15 protein-coding genes and 1 pseudogene are annotated in these 22,191 nt (G+C 45.2%); 13 read left to right on the top strand and 3 right to left on the bottom strand.

Annotated features, from left to right (window positions below):
- Positions 1 to 92: 92 nt before the first annotated feature.
- Both ABDV94_RS19595 and ABDV94_RS19590 read left to right on the top strand, forming a co-directional pair.
- Positions 93 to 1,268: a retropepsin-like aspartic protease gene (locus tag ABDV94_RS19595; protein ID WP_343748921.1), complete on the top strand. Its 1,176-nt coding sequence runs from the start codon at positions 93 to 95 to the stop codon at positions 1,266 to 1,268.
- A gap of 126 nt (positions 1,269 to 1,394) precedes the next feature.
- Entirely contained in the window at positions 1,395 to 2,498 is a 1,104-nt protein-coding gene (locus tag ABDV94_RS19590) for a hypothetical protein (protein WP_343748920.1), read from the top strand.
- On the opposite strand, the gene ABDV94_RS19585 is transcribed toward ABDV94_RS19590, so the two are convergent.
- Positions 2,482 to 2,949, bottom strand: a complete 468-nt coding sequence (locus ABDV94_RS19585) for a DUF4375 domain-containing protein (protein ID WP_343748919.1) — start codon at positions 2,947 to 2,949, stop codon at positions 2,482 to 2,484. The genes ABDV94_RS19590 and ABDV94_RS19585 overlap by 17 nt on opposite strands.
- Positions 2,950 to 3,101: 152 nt before the next feature.
- Here ABDV94_RS19585 and ABDV94_RS19580 point away from each other — a divergent pair, with 152 nt between their 5' ends.
- The 6 genes from ABDV94_RS19580 (at position 3,102) to ABDV94_RS19555 (ending at position 11,044) form a co-directional block, all read left to right on the top strand.
- On the top strand, positions 3,102 to 4,265 hold the full coding sequence (locus ABDV94_RS19580; RefSeq protein ID WP_343748918.1) for a serine hydrolase domain-containing protein: 1,164 nt from the start codon (positions 3,102 to 3,104) through the stop codon (positions 4,263 to 4,265).
- 5 nt (positions 4,266 to 4,270) lie between these two features.
- Positions 4,271 to 5,548, top strand: coding sequence for a DUF2268 domain-containing putative Zn-dependent protease (locus ABDV94_RS19575; RefSeq protein ID WP_343748917.1), 1,278 nt, complete (start codon positions 4,271 to 4,273; stop codon positions 5,546 to 5,548).
- Positions 5,549 to 5,556: 8 nt separating this feature from the next.
- Entirely contained in the window at positions 5,557 to 7,224 is a 1,668-nt protein-coding gene (locus tag ABDV94_RS19570; RefSeq protein ID WP_343748916.1) for a WG repeat-containing protein, read from the top strand.
- Between the two features lie 60 nt (positions 7,225 to 7,284).
- On the top strand, positions 7,285 to 7,704 hold the full coding sequence (locus tag ABDV94_RS19565; RefSeq protein WP_343748915.1) for a hypothetical protein: 420 nt from the start codon (positions 7,285 to 7,287) through the stop codon (positions 7,702 to 7,704).
- Positions 7,705 to 7,824: 120 nt separating this feature from the next.
- Positions 7,825 to 8,586: an SIMPL domain-containing protein gene (locus ABDV94_RS19560; protein ID WP_343748914.1), complete on the top strand. Its 762-nt coding sequence runs from the start codon at positions 7,825 to 7,827 to the stop codon at positions 8,584 to 8,586.
- A 217-nt stretch (positions 8,587 to 8,803) separates the two neighbouring features.
- Positions 8,804 to 11,044, top strand: coding sequence for a phospholipase D-like domain-containing protein (locus ABDV94_RS19555; RefSeq protein WP_343748913.1), 2,241 nt, complete (start codon positions 8,804 to 8,806; stop codon positions 11,042 to 11,044).
- Positions 11,045 to 11,110: 66 nt separating this feature from the next.
- On the opposite strand, the gene ABDV94_RS19550 is transcribed toward ABDV94_RS19555, so the two are convergent.
- Together ABDV94_RS19550 and ABDV94_RS19545 are read right to left on the bottom strand one after the other, a co-directional pair.
- Positions 11,111 to 11,995, bottom strand: coding sequence for a pentapeptide repeat-containing protein (locus ABDV94_RS19550; RefSeq protein WP_343748912.1), 885 nt, complete (start codon positions 11,993 to 11,995; stop codon positions 11,111 to 11,113).
- A 239-nt stretch (positions 11,996 to 12,234) separates the two neighbouring features.
- Positions 12,235 to 17,145 carry a PKD domain-containing protein gene (locus ABDV94_RS19545; RefSeq protein ID WP_343748911.1) on the bottom strand — a complete coding sequence of 1,637 codons (4,911 nt, stop codon included), beginning with the start codon at positions 17,143 to 17,145 and terminating at the stop codon, positions 12,235 to 12,237.
- A gap of 395 nt (positions 17,146 to 17,540) precedes the next feature.
- On the opposite strand from ABDV94_RS19545, the gene ABDV94_RS19540 reads away from it, so the two are divergent.
- The 5 genes and pseudogenes from ABDV94_RS19540 to ABDV94_RS19520 form a co-directional block, all read left to right on the top strand.
- Positions 17,541 to 17,729 (top strand): hypothetical protein, encoded by a 189-nt coding sequence (locus ABDV94_RS19540; protein WP_343748910.1) that lies wholly within the window; start codon positions 17,541 to 17,543, stop codon positions 17,727 to 17,729.
- A gap of 468 nt (positions 17,730 to 18,197) precedes the next feature.
- Positions 18,198 to 18,815: a hypothetical protein gene (locus tag ABDV94_RS19535; RefSeq protein ID WP_343748909.1), complete on the top strand. Its 618-nt coding sequence runs from the start codon at positions 18,198 to 18,200 to the stop codon at positions 18,813 to 18,815.
- A complete protein-coding gene (locus tag ABDV94_RS19530) occupies positions 18,805 to 19,938 on the top strand; it encodes an AAA family ATPase (protein ID WP_343748908.1) in 1,134 nt (377 codons plus the stop codon). The genes ABDV94_RS19535 and ABDV94_RS19530 overlap by 11 nt, the downstream gene beginning before the upstream one ends.
- Positions 19,911 to 20,642, top strand: a complete 732-nt coding sequence (locus ABDV94_RS19525; protein WP_343748907.1) for a hypothetical protein — start codon at positions 19,911 to 19,913, stop codon at positions 20,640 to 20,642. Before ABDV94_RS19530 ends, ABDV94_RS19525 begins: the two co-directional genes overlap by 28 nt.
- Positions 20,639 to 22,191 (top strand): annotated as a pseudogene (locus ABDV94_RS19520) (hypothetical protein); the annotation flags it as partial. The gene ABDV94_RS19525 and the pseudogene ABDV94_RS19520, both read left to right, overlap by 4 nt.

Here is a 22,191-nt window from a genome sequence, read left to right as displayed (position 1 = left end):
TCTTCCCAAACCTCCAAACAGGCTAATTTGATTCTATTTTTTTGCGGCCGGAGTTTGTTCTTTTGCATCTGTCTTGATGAACTCATAAAAATATGAAAGTGATCTTTTTTTTCCTCTCCGTAGTATTGCATAACCATGCAGCGGCTCAACTACCTGTTCTTAAATCCACTGGAAAAACCATCCAAATCAGGGAGGGTGTTCGTGAAATTCACGAGCAGCATCCGGTGGCCATGGCAAAGCCTGACGTTTATGTGCCGAAACCTTTTGCAAAAACACAAACAATCACCTATATCTCTGATATTGATTCGATTTCGTTCCATGTGAAGCCAAACAAAAAATACGATTTCCTCATTATTCAAAACAATAAAGACACCATCTACACCCAAATTAATACGTTTAGCAACCAGGTAGTCAGCTACCCGAACTATACGTATACCAGCGAAACGAACACCATTCCATTTGAAATCGGAGATGATAACCGCATTTACCTGAAGGGAACCATAAACCAGTCGGATAGTTTGTATTTTCTATTCGACACGGGTGCATCTGCAATGGTCGTATCCACTTCCGTACTGGACAAAAAGGTAAAAGCAACAATCGATGGTTCTGTATTAAACGGTGGTACTGACGGCATGGAACGCGTAAAAACAAGTTCTAAAAACACGATTGATATTCAAGGATTTACCTGGAATAAGGTCCCGCTTTTAGCCATCGATTTTGGGGACTCGCCTTTTGATGCGGTTCTAGGCTGGGTCGCCTTTCAGAATAAAGTAGTGAAAATCAATTATGAATCCCAAAAAATGACCGTATCTGATTCGCTGCCGAAAATCGATAGTGAGTTCACAAAAGTCGATTTCAAACTGATCGATGGCATTCCATACATCAAATGCCACCTCATTGTGGGCGGGAAAGTATACGAGGAATGGTTTGACTTCGATTCCGGTTCAGACGGATCATTAAGCATCTCCAATGAGTATTTCACTCAAAATCACCTTCAGGGAAAACTGCCAAAAATGGGTGAAGGAATCTCCATGGGGAGTGCCGGTATTGAAGTAAAAATAGACGTCCTGTTACTACCCCGGTTACAAGTCGGTGGTTTTGAATTGTATAACCTGGCGTTAAATGTTCCGCAGAAAGATCCCGAAACGCCGGATAAACTGGGAAACATCGGCAATTTGATTTTAAAACGGTTCACAACCATTATTGATTTCAAAAACAACTGCATGTATTTAAGGCCCAATAATTTGTTTTACAGTTCGATGTATTAAAACGACGAAGGGTTAGCGCGGATTTTATGTGATTGCAGACTTCGGGTTCCTTCTAAATCTTGATGAAACCACTAATTTTATAAGCAAGTGGTGTGATTTATGATCAAAGACGAACTATACCGAATCATGAAAATTTCTCCGGAAGATGTTACAAAAGGAGAGAATCTGTTTGCAGCTTTTACCGAAGAATCAAAACGGCACTTCTTAGTTGACATATACGCCGAAAGGACTTCTGAAGGTTACTACAAATCATTGGAACATATCTACGGATGTTTTCCTGACTTTCGAAAAGTTGTGGTTGTAAATATCGCGATATCAGGCAATGAAAATGATCAGTTAAAGCTCGCCAGGGAACTTTCAAGCCCGTATAATCAGGAACGAATCCGGGTCGATTTTTTCGAATTGATTTATCAATGGCTGTTGGAAGCCAAAAATGAAAAAATCATTGAAGCCTTGTCAAGAGGATTGATGTTTTATATCGATGAGGAGAGAACACAAAATTACCTGACTCAAAACATCGGGAGTAATGCATCATTTGCCAAAGGAATAATCAGCTGGCTTTATATACAGCCCGATTGGTTTCGGGAAAAATACCGATTGCAGGAAATTGAAATCTGGACACAATTAAACAATACCTGGCCCAAAACAACCTTTGATGAATTCCAATCCAGAGAAATCGAAAAATCGCTTGGGCTAAACATCAACAACGATGAACTCTGGTTTCACGAGATTGAAAATCCGTGGAATTATACAGATAAAAAAATCAGGGAGCTTTCAGACCTGGGCGTAAACATTCAAATAACCGGCGGCATCAGTGAATTTGCCATGGCAAGTCCATTGATTACGGATTTGGAACTAAACAATAAAAAACTTCCGGAAGCTATCGGCGGACCTTTTGTTGCAGACGACAACAATCAGTTTCTTTGCTGCACGACCTTCAACCGGAAAGAGGGGTTTAAACTGGTTGCTATCGACCTTCAAACCAATTCCATTACTAAATTAGACTCAACTTTACCCATCTATTGTCCCTATAAATTTGAGAACAATGAATTTATTGTCATTACCAAAGAAGGCAAAATTGATTTAACGAAAGACGTCAAACGCTACAAAGTACCGGAAAGGAAAACTACAGATAGCAACACCTCCCCCCAAAACGAACCTGAAGTGGTGGAAGAAACTTTTCAGATAAGCTCATCTGCAGGTATTCTCCAACTCACCCCCTCTCCATAGATTCCCGGATATATTCCAGTTTTTTGTCGAGGATGTAATCATGCAGGTCGTAAAACTCATTGGTCAGCGCATTCCATTTTTCATCCGCTGGATTTTCATCCGGCAGTGCTTCTATGAGCTGTCTGCAAGTTTCAAGGTCACCCGGAATTTCAGACGCAGGAAAAGCATCAACAGCCTGTTTGAAGATGTCGTAAACGTGTGTCATTCCCAATGTTTGAAAGGCAGCCAGTCCATCGGCTATGTACTTGTTACAGGTATTGTAGAAGTACGAATTGATGCCGCCACCGTTGATGGAATCTTCAATGATTTGTGCAATAATCAGTGGTTTTTCAAATGCATTCAGCTGATCCAAGGCAAATCCGTCTCTGCATTTATCCCAAATCGGGTCGATGATCTGTTCGTAAACAGCTGCTTTATTTTCTTCTGTCAGGGTTGTTAAGATTGCTTTCATAGGCCGGTTTTTTAGAATCACAATGATAAACATATTTCTTGATTCATCCTTCTTACTTCCTCATCCGGCTAAGCTTCAGCTCCGTTTATCATTCCGCCGGCATTGTGTAACTCAATATTCACTAACTTCGTCCAACAACCGATTAAAAACCCATGACAAAGAAAGATAGTGTAACGCTGTTCATATTTTCCCTGGTGCAGGTTTCTTCCGGACAAAAAACAAACACGAATCAATGGAAGAAACAACTACTTACCTTTTTTATTACCCTGACCCTTTTTTCAGCATTTGCACAGGCTGACAAACATCCGGAACGCTCTAAACCCCTTGATTCAAAGGACAGTTTGCTTTTTGACAATGATCCGGCAATTGCAAATCGGCTGAAAGACATTCACGTGCCGACATTGGGAATTGGAATTATCGAAGGAGGTAAGTTGCAACAGGTAAAAGTATTCGGCGAAATTACTCCGGGTATTTCAGCACCCTATAACACCATTTTCAACGTAGCTTCCCTAACCAAACCGGTAACGGCACTGGTTGCGCTGAAATTGGTCAGCCTGGGGAAATGGGATTTGGATGAGCCTGTTTACAAGTACTGGACAGATCCGGATATTGCCGGCGATCCACGCAGCAAAAAATTGACTACGCGACTGATTTTGAGCCACCAAACGGGTTTTTCGAATTGGCGCTGGATGAACGATGACCAAAAATTGCACTTTCAGTTTGACCCGGGCACAGCGTATCAGTATTCCGGGGAAGGGATGGAATACTTGAGAAGGGCATTGGAAAAGAAGTTCAAAAAATCATTGCAGCAGTTAGCGGATGAACTTGTTTTTCAACCGTTAAAAATGAGCGATACACGGTATGTCTGGAACAAACAGGTGGACACAACACGGCTGGCAACCGGCTATGACAAAGACGGTAAAGCCTACGAAACCATCAAAAACAAAACACCCAATGCAGCAGATGACTTGTTGACGACCCTTGAGGATTACGGAACTTTTTTAGTGAGTGTTCTGAACAGTGACGGGCTGACTAACAAGGTGTTTCAGGAAATGATGTCACCCCAGGTCGCAAGCACACGGGGCAAACATATGGGGTTAGGTTTTGAAATCTATACCCTGAGTAACGGAGAAATCGTTTTATCTCACGGCGGTTCTGACAAAGGTGTGCAAACCATCTTCTTTCTCTTTCCCAAGACTAAAAACGGATTATTGATTTTTACCAATTCAGATACGGGCGTAAACGTCTATGAACCGTTGATCAGGCATTATTTGGGCGATCAGGGACAACAAATCATTGATATTGAAACGAAATAAAACCAATGACAACGAAATACATTGCAACGCTGTTGGCATTTTCCCTGGTGCGGCTTGCTTCTGCACAGACCGAACCCGATCCGCAAAGAACCAGTGATTTAGCAGATTGGTATTACCAGGCAAAAGAATACGACAAAGCAGCCGGATACTACATTCAACTCACAGATATTGCCGATTTCAACTCCAAAAAGGTCGGTGCAGCCTACAATGCAGCTTGCTGCCTGGCATTGCAGCATAAAGCAGACAGTGCTTTCCTCCTCCTGGAAAAAGCGGCTCAATTCGGACGAATCGACAAGAACAACCTGCTGCAGGATCCTGATTTGAATTCATTGCACGCCGATAAAAAATGGAACCGTTTGCTGGCAACATTAAAAGACAAAAAGCCCCTGAATACCAATCCGGAAAAAGCCCGATTCGTAACGGACGACGTGCACCGGTTCTGGAAAAGTTACGGCCTGTACCTGAAAGACACTTCGAATGCGTGTTCCATTTTCAAAGCGAATTACTTTAAACCGGCAAGCGTCGGAATGGGCGATTACATGGGAATGAAAGTAGGTTCAATCAACCAATTTGTTCGGCACATCAAAACCCACCCGAAATTGTATGGCTCCATCCGGGAGAATACGCTCAAAGTGGATGCTTTTAAACCCCGATTTTACGAATCGTTTAAACAGCTAAAAGCCCTTTACCCGCAGGCCGTATTCCCGGATGTGTACTTCGTAATCGGAGCATTCACCAGCGGCGGAACCGTTTCGGAATCCGGACTTTTAATCGGGGTGAACCAGATTTGCAAAGACGAAAGCACCAACCTGGAAGAACTGAATTTCGGAGAACAGCTGTTAATGAACAAACTGGAAATGCTCCCACATGTGATTGCACACGAACTCATTCATTTCCAACAGGGCGGAAATATCAACGACACGATAACGCTTGGGTATGCGATTAATGAAGGAATGGCGGATTTCATCGGGGAACTGATCAGCGGCAAATCGGCAAATCCCCAGGTAGCGGAATGGGTAAAAGGAAAAGAGCAGAAAGTGTGGGAACGGTTCAAACAAGACATGTATTTTAACCGCTACGGCAACTGGATCGCCAATTACGAGAATGCTTCCGAAGACAATTTCCCCGATTTGGGATATTGGATCGGATATGAAATTTGCAAATCGTATTACGAACACGCAGCCGACAAGCAAAAAGCCATTTACGACATGTTCCACATCACGGATTACCGGCAGTTTTTAAAAGACAGCCAATGGGAAGAAAAAATAAAAACGTATCAATAGAAACTCCAATGAAATTTCGGCTTCTGATCCTTTCTTCGTTCTTAGTAATCGGCTTGTCTCAACGCAGCTACAGTCAGATTTCCCTCAAAGATTACCTTGACCTGGAAAATCCTTCGGTATCCTTCGATACGGTTGCGGCTTCCTTCCTGAGTGTGAAAGTCCAAAACGGGAAGTTCGGAATGGTGAATGCGTTGGGAAACTGGGTCGTTGCGCCGGTGTATGACAAATTGGGGAACGTTAGCAGCGAAGCTTCTAAACCCTACAAACCCAATTGGAAAGACGGGATCCTGATTGTGAGAAAACAAGGTAAATACGGAGCCATTAATTGCCTGGGAAAAGAAATCATTCCATGCATTTACCTGGAGGAACCCAGTTACGCAAATGGGATATTCAGCGTGAAAAACACGGCCGGAAAATACCTCAACCTGGACAAAAACGGAAAAGTATCGGGGAATTACCTCATCGATCCGGGAAGCGGCTTGCGCAGTGTGAACCTGAGCACTAAATACCACGATTCCGAATCCACTCACAGTTATGCTTTGCTGAATAAAAAGGGAGATACGCTGTTTAAGCTGAAGAATTCGCGCTACGTTTTCAAGGTTTTGGGAAGTTCGGAAGGAATGACCGCTTTTGTCATGTACCCGATCATTTTTGGAGGACTGGGACAACGATACGGAACCATCGGCTTTTTGAATCAGGAAGGAAAAATAGCTGTTCAACCGATCTATTCGGCAAAATACCTGACCGGAGGAAGAGGCATGTCGGCCTGGGAATACAAACCGGCATTTCATGAAGGAAGAGCGCTTGTATTCAAAGGCGATACGGGGTTGTATGTGGATCAAACCGGGAAAGAAGTCATCGATTTCAGCAACAGGCCCGGAACGGTTTCGATCTACAACGACTTCAACGAACACGGTTATACGCTGATCTATCATACCTTCCGGGAAAACAACAAGAACGTATTTGTCAAAGAGATCATCGATACCGCCGGAAACACGGTGTTCAAACTGGAAAACGGGATCTTCGGTGAGGATGGTTTGGAATTTACCGATATCACCGGCCTGGAGTATTTCTTTGCAGTAGAAGAAAAAGGAAAAACGCTCTACAATTCGAAACTCGAAAAACAGTTCTTCCTCGCCCGGAACGATGAACACTACAAATACTCCTTCTTTTCCTATCCGGGAGATTTTATGACCTGTATCATCCGGAAAGACAAGCAGTCGGGCGTTGCCGAATACACGTTCGTGAATCTCAAAGGAGAACAGCTTTTCCCCTACCGTTCTACGGACAGCTATTTTGATCCGTTTACAAATACCGCGATTTCAAAGCAGGGAACCGTGCTCACCATGACGAACGGAACCGGCGAAGTGGTGTATTCCTGCGACAGCTGTCATTTGGATCAGTCTTATTCGTTAAGTGAAAACAAACACTATCAGTTTACCCAGTCGGGAGTATTTAAAATTTACAAAGGAAAAGAAGTTCTGTTTATCAACTATCGTGGAACGCTGATTGACCGGTTTCCGTCTTACGAACATGTGACCACATCCTTCAACAACATGTCAGAAGAATACCAGAAATACCTTTCGAACCCGGAAATTGCTGAAATCGCAATCCGTGTGAAGCAAAAGGAACTGGATGAGATTTACAAACAAATGCCCTGGAAAAATAAGCGGTAGTTTGTTTCATTGAGAACCTGGAAATGAGTATCTTGTTTCTGAACCCAAACGAATAGAGGGATGTCGTTTTTGAGAAGTATTGGTCTGATTTTGCTGTGTGCTTTGATGCTTAGCAGCTTTTCCGCACGCAAACGAAGTGTCTTCATATCCGTCTTTTATTACGATAATTCAAAAGGAGCATATACGCTGCCTCATGAAAGAATCATCTCTCACTATCAGAAGAAGAGTGTGATCAGTGACCGGAAGAGTATCACCAAAATTTCCGATGAGATTTCCCGGATTGAACAGTTGGATACGATAGAACCAAAAGTTCTGAAATCCTGTAACTTTGTGATTTGCTACCAGGATCAGAACGGTAACACCAAAATGGTTGGTTTTAACAATCAGCGCAGCATGATTCACATCGAAAACAAGAGCTATGAAGCACCAAAACGTTTGTTGAGAATCATCAAAAGGCGTTGTTGTGGTCATTGGTCATGAAATAATACCCATTTGGGAAACCGGATTCAATTCATTCTCAGCCACTCCCGGAAAGCCACAATTTCTGGCACAAGTCTTGCTTAATCGTCCATACATAAGTTGAAACAAATACAAGTAATCATGAAAACGCTCTTCCTTCAGTCTACGCCGCAAGCGGCTGGCTTCAGTCTTCGAAAGCTTTGCTTTCTCTTCCTATTCCTGACTTCAGGAATCGTGTTCGGGCAAACAGAGCACACTTCAAAACCTACTGTGACCGTAAACGGGACAGCCAAAGGTTCCATTGTTCCCGATATGACAGAGCTCAACATTCATCTTTCATCAGTGAAAATGAACATGGCAGATGCGACGAAAGCGATCGGTGACCAAACCCAGCAATTTTTGAAAATTCTGAAGCAGCTCGGGTTCCAGGAATCCGATGTGAAAACAACCAACTATGCTGCTTCGAAAAACAGAATCTATCGTCAGAATGGCCCGGTTGACAGCGGTTACGTGGTTTCCCAAAACCTGACGGTGAAGTTTGCCTACAACCAGGCAACGTTACAGAAAATTGCGGCGCGTTTCTCCGAATCCAAAGACCCGGTAGATTTCACCATCGGTTTTTACCTTTCCGATGCGCTGCGTGAAAAAACAGAAGCAGACCTCCAGGGAAAAGCAGTAGCTGATGCACGTAAGAAAGCAACAAACCTTGCTGCAGCGGCAGGTGTGAAACTCGCAGCAGTGAAATCAATCATCTACGGAGTTGACAACGCGGGGCCGGTTTACTACAAAGCAGAAATGCGCGCATTTGCAGATTCAGGAATGTCTGACGGTGCTGATCTGCGTTTTGCTCCACAGGAAATGGAACTGCAGGAATCCGTGACATTGATTTGGTTCCTGGAGTAAATCATCGTCTTTAAAAAATCTTTATAATCAGAAGTTAGGTAAAAAATCGGGATTATTCGTTGTGACGAGTAATCCCGATTTTTTTGAGCCATTTCGATCGTTGTCTTTACAAAGCAAAACAGCCCCTCATCATTAGAAATTTATTAAAATATAATTCTTTAATAATCAGGTAACAGCTATTCCCCACCTTTGTTGCTGATTTTTATAGTTGATTAGGATGAAGATACATTTAATAGCGGGTATCAGCTGCTTTCTGTCGGTTGTTTCGGCGCATGCACAGGATATTTCGACAGCCCGAAATGCGGCATTGGGAAGTACGGTTACCTTCCGCGGAGTTTCGTTGAACGGGGCTGAATTACCCAACATCCGGTACATCCAGGATGCTGCTGCCGGAATTGCAATCTATGGAACCAACCTGAGTTCCATCAATGCGGGAGACTCCGTACTCGTTACCGGAACATTGACGAATTACAACAACCTGGCAGAGGTAACACCCGTTACCTCCTTCAACGTGATCTCCAATGTAGCGCTTCCCGCACCGGAAGTCATTACGGATGTTTCTACGATCAGTGACTTGCAGGAAAGCAAGCTGGTGCGTGTGAATGCGTGTACATTCGCCAACGGAGGAGCCACCTTTGCAGGAAACACCAATTACAATGTCACCAGCGGAGGGCAAACATTCCAGATCCGCATTCTCAACGGCAGTCCGCTCATCGGACAGGTTGTTCCGGGTGGTGAGGTGGATTTGACGGGAATCATGTCGCAATATTGTACCTCTCCGACTACCGGCTGTACTTCCGGGTATCAAATGCTGCTACGAACGGTAAACGATATCGTCAGCAGTTCATCCATTTACCAAACAGCTCCGATCAGTACTTCAGCCATTACGACTACCGGTTTTGACATTCATTGGTCCACCAACATCGGCGGAACCAATTCCTACATCAAATACGGATTAACACCTGCGCTGGAGCTGGGAACACTTGCTTCCGGAAACACGGCAAATCACACAGCTTCACTCAGCGGATTATCTCCCGCAACGATTTATTATGTGCGTGCCTATTCCTGGAACAATGCAGACAGCGCTGTGACACTGGAACGCACCTTTGCCACACAATCACTTTCTACCGGAGAAATTAAAGCGTATTTCAACCGATACACCGATACCAGTTATTCAACCGGAAGCAATGCTGTTTACCTGAACCACCTGGTGGCAGATACACTGGCGGCTTACATTGACCGGACAAACTACTCATTGGATATTTGTATCTACAACTGGGATCACTCTACCTACGGGAACAAAATCATTACGGCAGTAAACAATGCGTATGCCCGCGGCGTGAAAATCCGTGTCATCAACGATGCAAGTACTACGAACGTAGCGCTGAACTACATCAACAGCCAGATTCCGGTTCTGAACTCTCCGCAAGGAAGCAGCTATTCCATTATGCACAACAAGTTTGTGATCATGGATGCCAATGCAGCGAACCCGAATCTCCCGGTTGTATGGACGGGATCAACGAATTTCACCGGCGGACAACTCGTGGACGATGCGAACAATGTGATCATCTTCCAGGATCAGAGTTTGGCACGCGGCTACAAAATGGAATTCGACGAAATGTGGGGAGATACCAGCCAAACAGCTCCTGCGAATACCTCATTGTCCAGATTCGGGCAGTTTAAGACCGATAACACGCCGCATGAATACATCATCGGGGGAAAACGTGTGGAGTCGTATTTCAGTCCGTCTGATCAAACCAATGCACAAATCTTAAAAACAATCGCAACAGCGAACAGCGACCTGCATTTCGGAGTGATGGTGATCACACGCACCGACCTGGGGTATGCAATCCGTGACCAGATTCAGCAGCAGTCTTTGGATTCCAAAGGAATGGTGGATGATGCCAATTCCTCTTCTGCCGCTTATACGATTCTTTCTCCGCAGATGGGTCAAAACCTTGCTGTAAACGGCCACAACTGGATCTTCCACCACAAATACCTGGTTGTGGATGAATCCAATCCTGCTTCCGACCCAACGGTGCTGACCGGTTCGCATAACTGGAGCAGCGGCGCAAACCAAATGAACGATGAAAATACGGTCATTGTACACGATGCTTCGATCGCCAATCAGTATTACCAGGAATTCATGGGCAGATGGTGTGAGCGCAATAACGGTAACTGTCTTTTGGGAGTGAACGAATTAAGCGGAGATCAGCAAATCAACGCATTCCCCAATCCGAATAACGGGACATTTATCCTCAACACACCGGGCAACGGCAGTGCAGCGAAAGTATCTCTGACGGACATCACCGGGAAACAAGTTTACACAACGGAAATCCAAACGGTGCAGGGGAATAACACGTTTGATATCACAACATCCTCCCTGAGACGCGGCGTTTACCTGTTGAACTACACAACCAACGGAAAAACAATGACAACACGCATCCTGATCCAGTAAGCGAAAGCATACCAACATTCAAATAAGCAAAAAACGCCTCCAAGTTTGGGGCGCTTTTTTGTTTTCTTATGCTATCAGAGTAATCCCACTCAGATCGGCCCGGCCATTTTTCAGGAACTCGTAGGTCATGCGGTCTGCCTGGCAATCAATGAATTTGATCCGTTTCAGGCTCCGGCACTTGAAAAAGGTGTTGACCAATGTTGCATTCTGGAACGTGACGCGGGCAAATGAACAGTTCTCAAACGAGCAATCCTCCAATGTGCTGTCGAAAACGAGGTCGGCAAGATAGGCTGCATGAAACGCTGTGCGCTTCAAGATTACTTGTGACATCGATCCTTTCTCCAACCCGCCGGATTTGATCAACGCCCCTGTAAAATCTGCTCCGGTAAAGTCACAACCGCTTACGTGGCTTCCAGAAAATTCGGCATCTCTCAACGAACAGTTTTTGAACTGGTTATTCGCCAGGTTTGAGTTCCGGATCTGGCTACCGCTGAGGTCGGAATCCGAAAAATCACAGCGATCAATGTTGTTGCTCTTCAGCAGTAATCCCGACAAATCCGATCCGATGAAACGGCAATTCTTCATGTTGGAAGAACTGAATTTTTCGTGCAGGTCTTTTAACCCGGAAAAATCCGCATCCACCCAATTTCCACGCGACATATCCCAATGGAGTTTATTCTTCCCTGATGGAAAATCCAATTCGGAAGATTCAACCGGAGAAACAGCTGTTCCCGTTCCAACTGACGGAAAGTCTTCTGAAAAATAATTCAGATCCACTCCCAGGATTTTCGCCAGCCGGTTAAACGTGATAATATCCGGAAGTGATTCACCCCGTTCCCATTTCCCGACAGCCTGCGGGCTGATGAATAAGCGCTCGGCCAGTTGCGCCTGGGAAATCGTGTTCTTTTTTCGTGCTTCGGCAATTTTATTACCAATGATCTTTGTTTCCATATCTACCAACCTGTTTTTGAATTTTGCGATACTGCAAAGGTATGGGGAGCCTTCTCCGAATCCTGAAAATTACAAATACTTATAGTTGTAAATGCACTACTTTTAGTTGTTATTTAGCAACCATTAGTAGTATTCACAAGAATATCGGGATTACGATCCTGAAACAACATGTCAAAGCGTTCTAAAAAGCGAACGCCCGCTTGCGCGGGCGTTCATTCATTTCAATCGATCACCTGTGATTAATTTCTCAAAACCATCAGTTTCTCTGTATAAATACGGTTTTCTGCTTTCACTTCAACCATGATAAATCCGGTTACAAGGGAAGCTGGAAGCTGTACAGTCAGTTCTTTCGTTACATCCAATCGGCTGTAAACAGTGTTTCCTAACACTTTTCCGTCCATGGATTTCAGTGTCACTTCAACTGCACCATCCAATGCATCCGTAAATTTCAAACGGAACTCATCGTGCGCCGGGTTCGGATACAGCTCCAGGTGTTGGTCTGAAGAAATACCTGTTCCGCCATCACTTACTGATTTCGCTGCGAACAACGGATAGCAGTCTGTATAGAAGAAATATTCACAGTATGTATCTTCACAACGTTCTCCGGTAGGCAGGTAACCGATCACCAGCATACAAACGGAATAGCTTTGGTTCACCTGGAACTCATACGTAAAGTTCTGTCCGGAAGCTTCGTAGCTGCCGTTCACATACCATCTGATCTCTTCGATATTCGCACACGGAGAACCAGAAGATCCGGTGAAGAGGTAGTTACAACTTCCGATCTTCGTTTTCGTGTAAACAGGTGCCAATTTGCATTCGCATCTGCCCTGACATTCCACTTCGATCTTTCTGCAGTATTTCTCATCACAGACTACATCTCCTTTATCATTGCGAACAATGACATACAGACATACTTCATAACCTCCCGGAGCAGCATACACGTGTCCTGCATTTTGTCCCATTGACGTTGTACCGTCACCGAAATCCCAGTAGTACTCTACAAATTGCAAGCAGTTCGGTCCACCGGAGAATCCTTTGAAGGTATAGATACACTCTTTCTTATCGACTTCCAGTTTGAAGTAAGGCTGCAATTTACATTCACAATCACCCTTACAAGTCACTTCAATGTCTTCGCAGTATTTGTCTTCACACAGTACATCGCCTTTATTGTCATACACAACAACCGTCAAACAAACAGTGAATGTTCCTGTTGATGTGAAAATGTGGTTCGTATACTGTCCTACATCTGTTGTTCCGTCACCGAAATTCCAGTAGTATTCTACATTCGACAAACAACTTGGTCCGCCGCTTGCTCCTTCGAAGGAATAAATACAGGTCTTTCTATCGACAACATACTTGTACTCCGGTTTCAGCTTGCACTGACAGGTTCCTGCACATTTTACTTCAACCGTTTCACAGAATTTCTCCTCACATTGGATGTCTCCCTTGCTGTCGCGTACAATCACCGTTAGACATACATCGTAATATCCGGCTGCTGTGTACATGTGATTCACAATTTCTCCCGATCCGGTGCTTCCGTCTCCGAAGTTCCAGTGGTATTCCACATTTTGCAGGCAAGATGGCCCTCCGGTATATCCTCTGAAGGTATACGTACACGTGCTTTCATCTACCCAATGGTAAAAATATGGATCCAATTTACAGTCACATTTACCTTCACACGTTACATCGATGTCTTCACAGTATTTCTCTTCACACTGAACATCGCCTTTACTGTTTCGCACAGTCACTGTCAAACAAACCGTGTAGTTACCTGCTGCAAGATACATGTGATCCGGTGTCACTCCCGTAGCAGTTGTTCCGTCACCGAAATCCCAGTGGTATTCTACATTCTGCAGACAAGATGGCCCACCCGTATATCCTTCAAAGTAATACGTACATGTGTTGGCATCCAGGGTGTATTTGAACGTCGGTTTCAGTTTACAGTCACATGGAGAAGGACAATTCGTTACAACTGTCTGACAAACCTGTTTGATGCATTCCTGCCCATCCAACGCTGCTGTTACAATCAGACAAACCGTATGTGCTCCCGCAGTTGAGAACGTATGGGTTACGGTACTTCCGCTTGCAGGCACTCCGTCAAACGTCCAGTCGTACGTGACATTCTGTAAACAAGGATTCCCTCCGTGCTGAGCAACGAATGTCACCTCACAGGTATTGTTATTGATGTAATACGTGAATGACGGATCTACCGCACAGCTTGTGCACGAATCACACGATTCGGTTACTACAAAAGTCGATGTGGAAGAACACCCAGTAGCAGGATCAGTCACTGTTAATGTCACTGTTCCCGGAAGAGATGTCCAGATTACCATGACATCCGGCTGGTTGTTCAAACCTGCAATTCCACCTCCTGAAACAGACCAGGAAGCTGTTTGTCCCGGTTGAAGGTTTGTTGCGTAATTCCCGGTATGATTGCTTGACAAACAGATCGTCGGAGACCCCGAAATGGTAGAGGACGTTCCGATCTGAACCGTTGTGGAAAGCGTTGTTCCACCGCCACTCACTGTTACGGTATATGTTCCCGGAGCAGAGAATGTGTGCGTTGGGTTTGACAATGTGGAGCTGTTCGCTGATCCGGATGCCGGGTCACCGAAGTTCCAGGTCACCGAAGCAGCACAAAGCTGGCTGCTGAAACTGTACTGCAAACAGCTGAGTCGCGTCACACCGATTGTATTTGAATACACGGAATTCCCCGTTGCATCAATCAGGTTCGGCATGCTGTGTGTCAATGTTGTCTGCATGACAGGCCCGGTCGGAGTGTACAAACACGCATTCGGGTTCGTTGTCGTACTTCTCACATTCGGCTGGTGAACAACCTGTACGTAAGTTGTTCCGCTGGAAAGATACAATTTGTCATCAGGCCCCAACTGCATCTCACACGCATAGGAAGCTGAATTTGATACCACGATTCCGGATGATGCCGGAGAAGGGTCTGTTAAATCATATTGGTACAGGTTACTTCCGCTCCAACCACTGGAATACAGCAATTTGGAATCCGGGCTGAACGAAAATCCGTAAGTCAGGAAGCTGTTCAGAATGATTTGGTTGGAAAGTACTCCGGTGTATGTATTGAAGTCGAAAACAGCCAATCCCGCTGTTTCAAGCGAACCGTTTGTTCCCGATCCGATAGCTACTTTCTGTCCGTTGCGCGATACATCCAATGCCTGCTGTGAAGTATTGAAAGGGCTCAAGGTTTCAGAATGGTATGCCAAACCGCTTGAAGTCAAACTGAAGATCGTAATGTAGTACTGGGTTCCTTTTTTGCTGGTTGTCAAAATCCAGTAACCGTTACAGGATTTTACCGCCGTAATTCCTTCACCTCCCATTACTGCTCCGTCGTTACCGGTCATGTAGCCCAGTGAAGACGGTGGTGCAATCGGAACGTTCCAGTTGGAAGTCATGGAAGCCAATCCACCACTCACCTGTACCACACTGTATCTGAATCCGTTGTTTCCCGGAACAGTATTGCTAAGTGTAGAAGTATAATATCCTCCGTCTTTTGTGAAGAGGTAATACTGGTTGGCATTCCCCGGATTTTGTACGATCAGTGCTCCGCGGTGTGCAGACATATCTGATTTCAACAAGTTTCCGGTATTGATACTTGCGTGGTTCACATCCCACACATTGATTCCGTTTGTATAGAACAACAAGGTATTGGAAGTGGTACTTTGAACGGCACACGCTTCATCGACATAATTTCCGTGGATGTATGATCCGTTGTCATAAACGGGTGCTCCCGAACCGAAGTTCATTCCTCCTCTTTGTCCGTAATACCAGATTCCCTGGTCTTTGTTGATCGGCTCACATGGTGAAACGAAAATCATGCGGGTAGAAGATACGGAATTGGTTCCGTTACTGATGGTCAGCACCACGCTCGCAGGCTGGTAAACGCTGGTGTACGTATGTGAAGTGGTTACTCCCGTACCGGTTGTACCGTCACCGAAATCCCAGGTATAAGTTGCTCCCGGGCTTGCAATTGCAGTAAATGTAATCGCCGTATTGATACACGGGCTGTAGTTACTCGCCGTGAAATCGGAAAGAAGTCCGCCTGTACAGCTCACTCCTGTATACGTCAGGTTACCGGAGCTTACCAGGTTCGCACGGAACAAGTTAATTTCCGCCAGGATGCGGTCGTTCTGACCATCTGTAAACCCGGTCATACAGGTTTCGGACACATAATCCATGTAGTTGTGGATATCATCCGGCAGGTTCGGAGTTTCGTTACAGGTATTCCAGGTACTTGGCGGACAACCTGAGTTCGGAGCATTTACAGGAGGTGTATCACACACCCGGTCTCCGGATGTAGCACAATCAGAAGCAGTCATTCCCTGGCAACCACCGTTGAACGTGTGGTAAAGCCCAAGGTAGTGACCTACTTCATGCACCAGGATTTTTCCATGCTGGCTGTAAGCTGCCAGCGTACTGCAGGAGCAGGAAGCAATGTCTCCGAACGCATCGTATGACATCACGATACCGTCTGTGGCAGGAGCAGCAAATTCCGGAAGCATGGAGTAACCCAAAATTTTTTCTCCCGGGGGCAGCGTGCTGGAAGTAATTCCTTTCACCACCCAGATTTTCAGATACTGGTCTGCCGGCAAAGTACTTCCGATGGCTGTCAATGCAGCCTGCTGACTCACGTTGTGATTGGTCAAAACAGAGCTCCCGTAATGGAAAATTCCGGGAGTGGAACTGGTGATTCCGGAAGGTGTTGTAATGGAAGTCAGGTTCTGAGTCCCTTTTTTAGTCGCAAGACAGAATTGGATTCCGTAAGGTGCGTAGTACGTGTTTAACGCGTCGATCTGACTGGTTACCTGGAGGTCTGTGATGTTCTCCACCCCATACTCGTGGACGACGTAAACAACTACAGGGATGATCAGGTTCGCGTTCAGGCTTTTCAGAGTTCCCGATCCTTCGTTTTTGTGTTTATCCTTGATAAACTGCCGGATTAAAAAATCCCGTTCGTTTGCCCGATTCTGAATGGACGGATCCTTTTTCAGCTGTTCGGACATCAGTTCATCGGAATAACAGGGAACCGAGGCTCGGTTTTGTACTTGTTGTCCATAACTGAAGGCCATATTCATGGCTATCAATGCAGACAGACAAGCCCGCTTGAATAGTGGTCTTTTCATGTTTGCTGTGTTTAATTGTTTCTAAGTAATAGTCCCTTTACCGCACACAGACGCTCTCTCAAAGTAGTCAATAGTCAAATCAGTTCCACGCTTTTCAGCATGAAAACAAACAGGATAAAAGACGTTCTTTGAATTTGGATTTGAGCGTGTTAATCACACGTGAGTGATTGTAATTCATTTAATAGTGATTGGTAAATAGTGGCACAATGATAGGTAAAAATCCCTTATCTCCGAAGCCGGTTGTCAAAATAAATCGTTCCGGATCAGAACTCTTACCCTATTTACTGGGGTTTCGGAATTGATTTTTAAAACCAGATCACGTTTTTGAGCTCGTTTTTAAATACGATCAAAATCCGCTTCCTATTTCTACTTACTTTTGGCTCAAATCCTATCTTATGAAATACCTCATCTGGTCACTGATAACACTTGCATTAATTCTCGGCTTATGTCTTTTGCTCGGCGGCATGCATGATTTGGACTTCCACAACCCATCAGGCACCGCAGAAATAATTTCCGGTTCCGTTCTTTTCGCAGGAGGGTTAATCGCACTGGTTTTGCATGCGAAAAATCAGAACAGATATTAAATTCGCTATTTTCGAAACCACATAGAAACATAGAACACATCAGAGATACCAACCAGACATTCGGTATGTTTTCCTCCCTGGTTACCAGCCTGAAGATCATTTTCAGCAGTTTTTAAAGTTTGCTCCCGGTCAGTTTCCAATGATCGTAAGATATTACGTTCTGTATTTATCAAGATTCCCGCAGATAACGTAGTAAACCTTCTATGTGCTCTATATACCTATGTGGTTTTATGTATCCCGCAGACTTCGGCGTGAGCGCAGTCGAACGAGAGCGCAGAAGTTCGCAAATGAATGGTATAAACTTTGTGCCTTTCCGGTTTAGCACTCTATGTCGTTATTCCATTCTTAAAAACAGTTGATTAAAGGCAGAATAATCATCATCCGGACAAGCTTCGAAACTCAATTTCTAGTATATTTACGATCAAATAACTCAACTCACTTAACGTGCATCAACAATACTTCCTAAACATGATCCAGGTTCTCCGTCAACAGGAGGAAGTGGTGCTATATGCGCATGTTTTGACCATTGATGAGCAGGAACAGCACGAAGTAACCGATTACCTGCACCGCGAATACCTCATCGAAACACTGAATTTCCCTTCGGATTCGTTGTCTTTCAACCCGGAAGCCGCTTTGTGGGGAGCTAAGATCATTTACAATGCAGCGCAATTTATTTTGTACCGAAACCACCAGGAGAAAGACCTGCAACCATTCTTCCCGGCTTTTGAAAACCCGGTTGATGCTGGAGCAATCGTTTCGGCGGATTTGTGTTTGCGGTTTTTACCTGATGTGCTTTACCAACTCGAAGCTATCGATTCGCAAGATGCACTGATCCCGCTGTTGCAACAGATCGCACAAACCTGGCATTATTCCGCCATCCGGTATATCCGGGAAACGGAACAACTCGATTTTGAAGCAATTGTTTCCGATCCTTCTTTGCTTCAACTATATACCGACAGGGTCATTGGGTATAAAAACTTAAAACTTTCGGCACATCCACTGATTCAGCATCACGTAAAAGCCAATCTCGGTCTGTATGCGGATCATTTTTGGAAGGCCTTTAAACTGGAACAACATGACGAATAAAATAGATCAATTGAATGCGGTTCTTCAGCACCTGAAGCAATCGTTCGTAGGAAAAGATGAAATCATCGACTTGCTGGGAATCACCCTGATTGCGCGCGAAAATGCCTTTTTGCTGGGTCCTCCCGGAACAGCGAAGAGTGCCATCATTCGTCAGTTATCCAATTGCATTCGCGATGGGAAAAACTTTGAGTACCTGCTTACGCGCTTTACCGAACCGAATGAGCTTTTCGGGCCGTTTGATATCCGGAAACTGAAAGAAGGAGAATTGGTAACCAACACGGAAGGAATGCTCCCGGAAGCATCGATGGTGTTCCTCGACGAGATTTTCAATGCCAACAGTGCCATCCTGAATAGTTTACTCATGGCTTTGAACGAAAAATTGTTCCGGCGCGGAAAAGAAAGCCGCAAGCTTCCGGCGCTGATGTTCGTGGGAGCAAGCAACGTGTTGCCGGAAGATGAATCCCTCAATGCATTGCTCGACCGTTTCCTGATCCGCATTCAGTGTGATTACGTAGACACCGATCACCTGGAAGAAGTGTTGCTGGCGGGCTGGAAACTGGAAAACCAGGCCCCGACAGAAATCCCTTCGATTACGCCGACAGAAATTACGGAACTCCAGAAATTATGCCGTCAGGTAGACCTTTCACCGATCCGCAAAGAATACGTAAACCTGATTCACAACCTCCGGAATACGGGAATCAAAGTTTCTGACCGGCGGGCTGTCAAAATTCAGAACATCATTGCCGCGAGTGCCCTGATGTGCAACCGCCAGGAAGCGATTCTCTCCGATTTGTGGGTCTTGAAGTACATCTGGGATACGGAAGAACAAATTGAGATCCTGGCAGGAGTCATTGACGGAATCATCGAAAAAGATACCGCAAGCCCTGCACACCCCCAAGCCCTCTTCAACAAAGTTCCGAATCCGGAAGAATTGATGAAAGAAATCGGGATGCTGGGAATTAAATGGGATGCAACAGACCTGTCTTTTGAAGAACGAAATGTGATCAAAGACAAGCTCCGCTATGTTCAAACACGGTCTTCCTGGATTAAAAACCCGGAACACAAACAGCATATACAAACCGAGATTGAAGGATTATGGCAAAAGATGCTTCAGACCATCTGACCTACTTTTTATTCGTGCTGCATGAACAGAAAGATGCACTCGGAGCGATCCGGATGTGGAGCAATCTGAAAGTGGGGCTGGATGAAAACGGAATCTGGATCAAGGATTTGGATTATGCGCAGATTCATGCGACGGAAGTGGCCACCATTCCCGATAAAAAGTGCTTCTACGAGAAAGACGGAAAGTTGTTTCCACTGAACAGTTTGCTGCCGGAAGGAAGAACACCTGCTTTGATGTGGACTCCGATTGAACGGGCGCTGCCGGTAAAACTTCCTGCTTTGAACCACAACTATTTCGGAGTTTCGGAATTCGTTGAAATCCACCTGAAGGAAAGTGATTCCGAACAGGAAGCATCTGGCATGATCTGCACCAAAGAACAGTTGAACGACTATATCGCAACGGCTCCTGAGGTGAGGCTGAAAGCCATCCGGTGGACTTTACTGGAAAACCATTCCGTTTTACTACTGGGAAAACCGCTCTTGCCAGTCAACGGAAAAACCTACTGGCAGCATGGCAAATGGCTGCTTCCGACGGGTTACGAACTGGAAATCCCGTTTTTGGGCGAACTGGCAGCAGAAATCCTTGATTTGAACCCGGGAGAATCCGCTTTATTCCTCGAAAACGGAACATATATACACATCAAAAACAGTGATCTGGTTCCGTTATCACGGAGTTCTTACCGAATGACTTTGCAAACACTATGACAACAAGGAAAGAATACTTTCGGACACAGGAATCGTATTTCTGGCAATGGGAAGAAGGCGGAAACGTGGTCTCTATCCCTCACGGAAGTACCATTGCCTACAAGGAAGTGCTGGTCGAAATCATCCAGGCAATCGAATTCCAGGGACTTCCCTATTTTGGGAGCCTGGTTTTGGCACTTGCCGCAACGAACGTAAACGGTTCCGAAGCTATTGAACAGGCATACGCGCGCTTTCCTGAGCCGTTCAAAGACAGAGAATACGTATTGGAAGCGCTGGATTTTCTGAAAGTCCTGGGAAAACTTCCACCCCAATACAAAAAGAAAAACGGACGGGTTTTGCTCTTCAAAGCAATCTTTGAAAACAGTCACGGCAAATTATCCATCCAGGATTCCGCCCGGATTGCAACCGTTTTGAGAAATGCTCCGCAAACAATCGGGCGGGACGAAACACACATTCCTTTCAACACCAAGATTTTTTCCAACGAACTTCGCCAGCTGAGTATCATCGGACGGCGTTTTCCTTCCCCGGAGAAAATCCTGGAAGCGATTGCGAGCCTTCCATACATCCCGGATTTGGAGGAAATTCCCGGAGAACCTACCCCGGAAGAAACCGGAGACTTGGTGGATCAGCTCATGGAACGGAATCAAACCTTCCAGGTAGGAGCACTGATCCGCTACTTGTGGGGCGGACTTTCCATTCCGGCTCACAGTTCTGCACCCAGCAATCAGCCATTGGGCGGTATTGCGGATCTGACTAACAAAGGAGATTTCGACAAACTGCTGGTTTCCGAATTTGCCAATGACGACCTGGTTTTCCTTTCGCGTTTGGCAAACAACGAAGCCTTGTACGTACAGCGTGAAATTCCTCCGCACCAAAACGAAACGGAACGCCTGATCCTGATTGATGTTTCCCTGAGAAACTGGGGAACACCTCGGACAATGGCATTTGCCATCGCAACCGCCATTTCTTCGCATCCTAAAACAGACATCCCATGCCGATGTTTTGTAATTGGAAAAGGCTACAAAGAAGTGTCTACCCAAACGGTGGATGCCGTGATTGAAGCACTGGAAGAATTGGAACCACAACCCGATGCCGCTTCCGGAATCCGGGATTTCCTGGAAAACTATCCTCAAAAAGGAAAGAAAGAAGTCTTTGTTATTACCGAGGAATCCACGATCAAACGGGCAGCGATGCTCCGAACCGTCAATGAATACCATCAGGCGGTCGATTACTGGATTTACACTTCTTCGGAAGGAGATATCAGCGTTTACAAACGTCAACAGCACAGTAAACGCCTGTTGCAGTATCTGAAACTGCCATTGGTGGAATTATGGACCCGGAAAACACCGGGAAAGAGATCCAAAACTCCGATGCAACTGTTCCAGGGACACTACCCGATTTTGTTCATGACTCCCCAGACACGTGAAGTCATTCCTTCTTCGGACGGTCAAAAATGCTTCCTGCTTTCCAAAAACCAGATGCTTTTCCGCTACCACCGGGAATTGAACCCGAACGTTCCGGCAGAAACGATTATCAAAGGCTGGGAATT

Origin of the sequence: Fluviicola sp., assembly GCF_039596355.1 — a bacterium.
Lineage (GTDB): Bacteria > Bacteroidota > Bacteroidia > Flavobacteriales_D > Crocinitomicaceae > Fluviicola.
This window is presented reverse-complemented; position numbering and strand designations above follow the sequence as displayed.